This window comes from Kitasatospora sp. DSM 101779, assembly GCF_025655475.1.
Taxonomy (GTDB): Bacteria; Actinomycetota; Actinomycetes; order Streptomycetales; family Streptomycetaceae; genus Kitasatospora.
Genome location: NZ_JAHTIK010000001.1, coordinates 5,328,800 through 5,335,776 on the forward strand (window position 1 = coordinate 5,328,800; position 6,977 = coordinate 5,335,776).

Consider the following 6,977-nt stretch of genomic DNA (forward strand, 5'->3'; position numbering starts at 1 on the left):
GGGGGCGGAAGCGGCACCGCCGTCCCCCCGCGGTGGCGGGGAGACGGCGGGGAGCAGAACGGCGGCGATGGCGAAGGCGTCGGGCACGGTGGCGGCCTGTCCCGGCAGTGGGAGGCCGTCCACCCTGATCCGGTCCCGGAGCACCTCCTCGACCGGCCCGGTCTGCTGCTCGACGGCGGGGACGGTGTCCCCGCCGAGGCGGTGGAGGAGGGCCGGGGCGCCGACCTGGTCGATCAGGCCGGGCCCCGGCCCTTCGGCGGCTGCGGCGTCGCAGATTCCCGGCCCAAACCCCCACAGCTGGGCGAGGAGTGCGCCGCCGGCCGCCAGCTTTCCGGCCCGTCGGCAGACGTTCCGGCGGGGAGGTCCGCCGGTGGGGCGGTCGGGCCGCGGTGGTGCCGCGTGACGGTGTCGCACGTGAGAGGAGAACGAGCGAACCCGGTCGGAGTCACGCGGCGTGGTGACGCACCGTCATCAGCGCGGCGGGACGCCGTGGTCCAGACGGCCGGTCCGGATCGCCTCGGAGTACCAGCGGGCGCTGGTCTTGGGCGTGCGCACCAGGGTGTCGTAGTCGACGTGGACGATGCCGAAGCGCTTCTCGTAGCCGTACGCCCACTCGAAGTTGTCGAGCAGCGACCACAGGAAGTAGCCGCGGACATCGGCGCCGGCGGCGATCGCGTCGGAGACGGCGCCGAGGTGGCCCTTCACGTAGGCGGCCCGCTCCGGGTCGTGGACGCTGCCGTCGGCGGACACCTCGTCCTCGAAGGCGGCGCCGTTCTCGGTGACCATCAGCGGCAGGCCGAACTCGTGGTGCAGCGCGATCAGCGAGTCGGACAGCCCGGTCGGGTCGATCGGCCAGTTCATCGCGGTGACCTCGCCGGGTGCGAGGTGGAAGGCGACGTCGTCGGCGCCCGGCCAGGGCGAGAAGGTGCTCTCGCCGTGCCCGTCGTGGCGCGGCAGGTTCTTCGCGTTCTCGACCGAGGAGACCAGCGTCGGGTTGTAGTAGTTGAGGCCGAGCAGGTCGAGCGGCCGGGAGATCTCGGCGAGGTCGCCGGGCTGCACCAGGGTGTCCCAGTCGACCAGGTGGGCGGTGTCGGCGAGCAGGTCCTCGTCGTAGCGGCCCTTGAACATCGGGCTGGTCCAGATCCGGTTGCCGACCGCCTCGATCCGGCGGGCCGCCTCCAGGTCGCCGGGGTGCGCGCTGTGCGGACGCACCGCGTGCAGGTTGAGCGAGACGGCCAGCTGGGCGGAGGCGGGCAGCGCGGCGCGCAGGGCGCCGACGGCGAGGCCGTGGCCGAGGTTGAGGTGGTGGGCGGCGCGCAGCGAGTCGCCCGGGTCGGTGCGGCCGGGGGCGTGCACGCCGGAGGCGTAGCCGAGGAAGGCGCTGCACCAGGGCTCGTTGAGGGTGGTCCAGATGCCGATCCGGTCGCCGAGGGCCTCGGCGGCGATGCCGGCGTACTCGGCGAAGCGGTACGCGGTCTCGCGGTTCGGCCAGCCGCCGGCGTCCTCCAGCTCCTGCGGGAGGTCCCAGTGGTAGAGAGTGGCGACCGGGGTGATGCCGTGGGCGAGCAGCTCGTCGGTGAGGGCCCGGTAGAAGTCGAGGCCGCGTTCGACGGCGGGGCCGCGGCCGGTGGGCTGGATGCGGGGCCAGGAGAGCGAGAAGCGGTAGGCGGTGAGGCCGAGGTCGGCCATCATCCGGACGTCCTCGCGGAAGCGGTGGTAGTGGTCGACCGCGGTGTCGCCGGTGTCGCCGTTGGCGACCTTGCCGGGGGTGTGGCTGAAGGTGTCCCAGATCGAGGGGGTGCGGCCGTCCTCGGCTGCGGCGCCCTCGATCTGGTAGGCGGCGGTGGCCGCACCCCAGGCGAAGCCCGGCGGGAAGGCGCCGGCTCGGTCCTCGGCCGCGAGGTCGGCCGGGGTGTGCGGATCGGTGACGGTCATACGGGAGCGCTCCCATAGTCAGGTGTGGGACGGGACGGACGGCGGGTCAGCTCTTCACCGCGCCGGCCGTGATGCCGCCGACGATGTGCTTGCCCAGGACGGCGAAGATCAGCAGCAGGGGCAGGGTCCCCACCAGTGCGCCGGTCATGATCACCGCCTGGTTGATGTCGTGGCCGCTGCCGCCGCCGATGGAGGACAGCGCGACCTGGACGGTCGGGTTCTGCTGGGTGAGCACCACGAACGGCCAGAAGAAGTCGTTCCAGGACTGCACGAACACCAGCATGCCCAGGACGGCCATCGCGGGACGCGCGATGGGCAGTACGACGTGCCAGATGATCCGCAGGCTGTGCGCGCCGTCCACCCGGGCGGCCTCGATCAGCTCCAGCGGGAGCGCCTCCAGCAGGAACTGCCGCATGAAGAAGACGCCGAACGCCGCCACCAGCGAGGGCAGGATCACCGCCTTGAGCTGGTTGCCCCAGTTCAGGTCGGTGATGATCCGGTACAGCGGGATCACGCTGAGCTGCGGCGGGATGGTCATGGTGGCGACGACCAGGGTCAGCAGCGCGTTGCGGCCGCGGAACCGCAGCTTGGCGAAGGCGAAGCCGGCGAGGGTGGAGAACAGCACCGTGGAGAGCGAGACGCAGCCCGCGACGACGGTGGAGTTCAGCAGTGCCTTGCCCATGTCCGCCTGGTTCCAGGCGGTGGTGATGTTGGTCCAGAGCTCGCCGCTGGGCAGCATCGGCGGCGGCGACTGGGCCACCCGCTCGCCGGTGTTGCTGGCGGCGACGAAGGTCCAGTACAGCGGGAAGAGCGAGACCACGGCGGCGATGGCGAGGACCGCGTAGGTCACCGGCCCGGCCTTGTCCTGGTCGCCGGCACCGGGGCGCAGCCGCCGGCGCAGCGGGGCGGTGGAGATGACGGCCATGGTTCAGCCTCCCAGCTTGGTGCGGTTGCGGCGGGCGATCAGGGTCTGGACCGCACCGATCAGCAGCAGGATCAGCAGCATCGTCCAGGCGACCGCCGAGGCCCGGCCCAGCTGACGGCTGGGCCAGCCCAGCTCGTACATGTAGAGGCCGAGGGTCTGGTACTGGTGGGCGGAGCCGCCGCTGACGCCGACACCGCCGCCGAAGAGCAGCGGCTCACCGAACAGCTGGGTGGCGCCGATCGTCGAGACGATGACCGTGAACAGGATGGTGGGGCGGATCGAGGGGATGGTGACCTTGGTGAACTGCTGCCAGCGCGAGGCGCCGTCCAGGCTCGCGGCCTCGTAGAGGTCCTTGGGCACGGCCTGCATGGCGGCCAGGTAGATCAGCGCGTTGTAGCCCGTCCACCGCCAGGTGACGATGGTGGAGATGGCGATCTGGGACGGCCAGGTGTCCGAGTACCAGTCGGTGCGGTCGATGCCGACCATGGACAGCAGCCAGTTGATCATCCCGTAGTCGGGGTTGAACAGCTGGACGAAGACCAGGGTCGCTGCGGCGATCGAGGTCGCGTACGGGGCGAGGACCGCCACCCGCAGGAAGCCGCGGCCGCGCATCCGGTAGTTCAGCAGGTGCGCCAGGCCCAGGGCCATCAGCAGCTGCGGGACGGTGGAGATCACCCCGATGGTGAAGGTGTTCCGCAGGGCCGTCCAGAACTGGTCGGTCTCCCAGAGCCGGGTGTAGTTGCCGGTGCCGCGCCAGTCCATGACGTCCTGGTTGAGCAGGTCGACGCGGTGGAGCGAGAGCCAGCCCGTCCAGATCAGCGGGAAAAGGCCGAACGCCGCGAAGCAGAGGAAGAACGGTGCGATGTACGCGTACGGCGACGCCTTGAGGTCGAGACGGTAGAGGCGCGAGCGCCAGGCGGAGCGCTGCGGGGCGGCCGGGGTGCGGGGGCCGCCGGGTGCGGTGGTCGGCGCCGAGCCGTCCTCGGCCGCGGCTCGGATGGAGGTGGCCACTGGGTAGGTCCTTCCCGGGAGTGGCTGTCGGCGGTGGTGCGGGCGCCCGGCCGGGCACGGAGCCCGGCCGGGCGATGCGGACCGGTCTGTCGCCGGTCCGGCGGGTCGGTCAGCCGTTGACCTTGTCGTCGACCAGCTTCTCGACGTTCGCCCAGGCCTTGGCCGGGTCGGTGCCGTGCTCCTCGATGTCGAGGATGCCGTTGTCGGTGATGATCGTCTTGACGGTGCCGTCCTGCTCGCCGATCGGGGCGGGCTGGATGCTCTTCGCGGTGGAGGCGAAGATCTGGCCGGTCGGGGTGTCGCCGAAGTAGTCGAGCTTGGCGCTCTGGACGGTGGGCAGCTCGAGGCCGGCCGTGGTCGAGGGCAGGTTGCCGACCTTGGTGAAGACCTTGGCCTGCTGCTCCGGCGCGGTCAGCCAGGCGGCGAGGGCCGCGGCCTCCTTCTGGTGCTTGCCGGCCTTCGGGACGGTCAGGAAGGCACCGCCCCAGTTGGAGGCGACCGGCGGGGCGGCGATGTCCCACTTGCCCTTGCCGGAGTCGCCGGAGTACTTGCTGATGATGCCGGTCATCCAGGACGGGCAGACCACGGTGGCGAACTTGGCGTTGGCGAACGCGGAGTTCCAGTTGTCCTGGAACTGGCGCAGGCCCGCGCTGATCTTCGCCTGCGAGGCGCTGACGGCCACGTTCCAGGCCTTCTTGACGCCCGCGCTGTCCTTGTAGACGAGCTTGCCGGAGTCGTCCGAGTACTGCTGGGTCTCGGCCGAGAGCGCGGCGTTGAACAGGCCGCTCGCCGAGTCGGTGAAGAAGGTGCCGGCCGGGGCCTTGGCCTGGTACTGCTTGCCCGCGTCCACGAACTTCGACCAGTCGCCCGCCCACAGCTTGGCGACCTCGGTGCGGTCGGTCGGCAGGCCGGCCTGCTGGAAGAGGTCCTTGCGGTAGCAGACGGCCATCGGGCCGATGTCGGTGCCGAGGCCGATCAGCGCGCCCTTGGCGGTGGTGGCCTGCTTCGACTTCCACGGAAGCCAGGCGCCCGCGTTGACGCCCTCGGTCTTGGAGAGGTCGGTGAACTTGTCGCCGAGGGTGCCGGTGGCCTGCGCGATGTAGCCCACCTCGACGGCCTGGATGTCGGAGAGGCCGCTGCCCGAGGCGAGGTGCGTGGTCAGCGCGTCCCAGTACTTCTGGCCGTCCTGGGTGGTGTCCGCCTTGATGGTGATGTTCGGGTGGGCGGCCATGTACTCGTCGTACAGGCCGGCCTCCTTGTAGCCGAAGGTGCCGAAGTCGCCGACGGTCAGGGTGATCTTCTCGCCCGCGGCCGACGAGGCGCCGTCCGACCCGCCCTTGTCGCCGCTGCTGCTGCACGCGGTGAGCAGCAGTGCGGACGAGGCGATGACGGCGGTGGCCAGGACGGCCGCTCTGCGGGGGCGGGACGTGGTGCGCATGGCGTTCTCCTTGTTCCGGGTGGGGCATCGGGTGGTGCTGCGCGTGGGTGGTGCGGTGCGGCTGTGGAGGGTGATGCGGTGCTGCTGCCGGGGTGTTGCCCGGGTGTTTCGGGTTTCCCGGGCGTTGCCGGGGCGTGCGGGCCGGTCGCGGCTGTGCCGACCGTGGGAGACCGGTGCCGGTGGTCCGTCGGAGGTGCCCGTCGGACCGGGGCGGGGGCGCTGTTGCCGGGGGCGATTCACCACTAGAGTGTGGGAGCGCTCCCACAGCGCATGCCGGAAGGTTCCTTCGTCGCGGGGCCGGGTGTCAAGGGCTGACGTCGTATCCGTTGCCGGAGCGTGTCCTAGGAGTCGCGAAACGGTGTCCTGGCGACACCGGCCGCCGGCCCGCGCGGACCTCCGCGTACGGTCGGGGGGAGCGCGGTCGTTCCGCGGGTTCCCCGGCGGCCGAAACCGGCCACAATGAGCAGCAATCGGCCCGCAAGGCGCCACGAGGACTTCCAAGAGGTGAGCGATGAGCCAGACCGCACAGCCCCCCGCAGGGCCCCTGGGCGGCGCCGGGGCGGGCGGCAGGAGCTCCGCGCGCCCCACGCTGGAGGAGGTGGCCGCGCTGGCCGGGGTCGGGCGCGGCACGGTGTCCCGGGTGATCAACGGATCGCCCCGGGTGAGCGAGAAGGCGCGCGAGGCCGTGCAGGCCGCCATCGCCGAACTCGGCTACGTCCCCAACCGGGCCGCCCGCACCCTGGTCACCTCGCGCACCGACTCGGTCGCCCTGGTGGTGCCCGAGGCGGAGACCCGGCTCTTCTCCGAGCCCTACTTCTCCGACATCATCAGCGGCGTCTCGGCGGAGCTCGCCGAGACCGACATGCAGCTGCTGCTGATCCTGGTCCGCAACCAGCGCGAACGGGAACGACTTTCGGCCTATCTGACCGCGCAGCGGGTGGACGGCGTACTCCTCGTCTCCGTGCATCAGGACGACCCGCTGCCGAGCATCCTGGAGAGCCTGGAGATCCCCTCCGTGCTGGCCGGCCGCCGCGGTGACCTGGAGCCGCTGAGCTACGTGCACGCCGACAACGCGGGCGGGGCCAGGATGGCCGTCCGGCACCTGCTGCGCCGCGGCTGCCGCCAGGTGGCCACCATCACCGGTCCGCTGGACATGGAGGTGGCCCAGGCCCGCCTCGGCGGATACCGCCGGGCCCTGGAGGAGGCCGGCCGCCCGTACGACGAGGAACTCGTCGGGCTCGCCGACTTCACCGAGGAGGGCGGCCGGCTGGCGATGCGTGAGCTGTTGGAGCGTCGGCCCGACCTGGACGGAGTGTTCTGCGCCTCCGACCTGATGGCCGCGGGCGCGATGCAGGTGCTGCGCGCGGCGGGCCGCCGGGTGCCCGACCAGGTCGCGGTGATCGGCTTCGACGACTCGATCGTGGCCCGGCACACGGACCCGCCGATGACCAGCGTCCGGCAGCCGATCGAGGAGATGGGGCGGACGATGGCCCGCCTGCTGCTCGAGGAGATCGCCGAACGCGGCCGCGCGCGGCGGCAGGTGGTGCTCGCCACCGAGCTGGTGGTGCGGGACTCGGCCTGAGGCCGGCACCGGTCGCGGCGCCGCCCGCGGCCCGGAACGGCACCGGCCGCCCGGCCGGGCCCCGCGGGCCGCGGAGGGCTCGGGCC

At 72.0% G+C, this 6,977-nt stretch carries 6 protein-coding genes; 1 reads left to right on the forward strand and 5 read right to left on the reverse strand.

What is annotated here, in order from left to right; translation table 11 throughout:
* The 5 genes from KSNIM_RS24330 to KSNIM_RS24350 form a co-directional block, all read right to left on the reverse strand.
* A partial coding sequence (locus tag KSNIM_RS24330; protein ID WP_263105275.1) for a hypothetical protein occupies nucleotides 1-414 on the reverse strand: 414 nt, incomplete at its 3' end.
* A 57-nt stretch (nucleotides 415-471) separates the two neighbouring features.
* The gene (locus KSNIM_RS24335) at nucleotides 472-1,935 is read right to left on the reverse strand and encodes a GH1 family beta-glucosidase (protein ID WP_263105276.1); all 1,464 of its coding nucleotides are present in this window, start codon (nucleotides 1,933-1,935) and stop codon (nucleotides 472-474) included.
* 46 nt (nucleotides 1,936-1,981) lie between these two features.
* On the reverse strand, nucleotides 1,982-2,860 hold the full coding sequence (locus tag KSNIM_RS24340) for a carbohydrate ABC transporter permease (RefSeq protein ID WP_263105277.1): 879 nt from the start codon (nucleotides 2,858-2,860) through the stop codon (nucleotides 1,982-1,984).
* Nucleotides 2,861-2,863: 3 nt separating this feature from the next.
* Nucleotides 2,864-3,871, reverse strand: coding sequence for a carbohydrate ABC transporter permease (locus tag KSNIM_RS24345; RefSeq protein WP_263105278.1), 1,008 nt, complete (start codon nucleotides 3,869-3,871; stop codon nucleotides 2,864-2,866).
* A gap of 109 nt (nucleotides 3,872-3,980) precedes the next feature.
* On the reverse strand, nucleotides 3,981-5,309 hold the full coding sequence (locus tag KSNIM_RS24350) for an ABC transporter substrate-binding protein (RefSeq protein WP_263105279.1): 1,329 nt from the start codon (nucleotides 5,307-5,309) through the stop codon (nucleotides 3,981-3,983).
* A gap of 511 nt (nucleotides 5,310-5,820) precedes the next feature.
* On the opposite strand from KSNIM_RS24350, the gene KSNIM_RS24355 reads away from it, so the two are divergent.
* Nucleotides 5,821-6,891, forward strand: coding sequence for a LacI family DNA-binding transcriptional regulator (locus tag KSNIM_RS24355; protein WP_263105280.1), 1,071 nt, complete (start codon nucleotides 5,821-5,823; stop codon nucleotides 6,889-6,891).
* Nucleotides 6,892-6,977 lie beyond the last annotated feature (86 nt).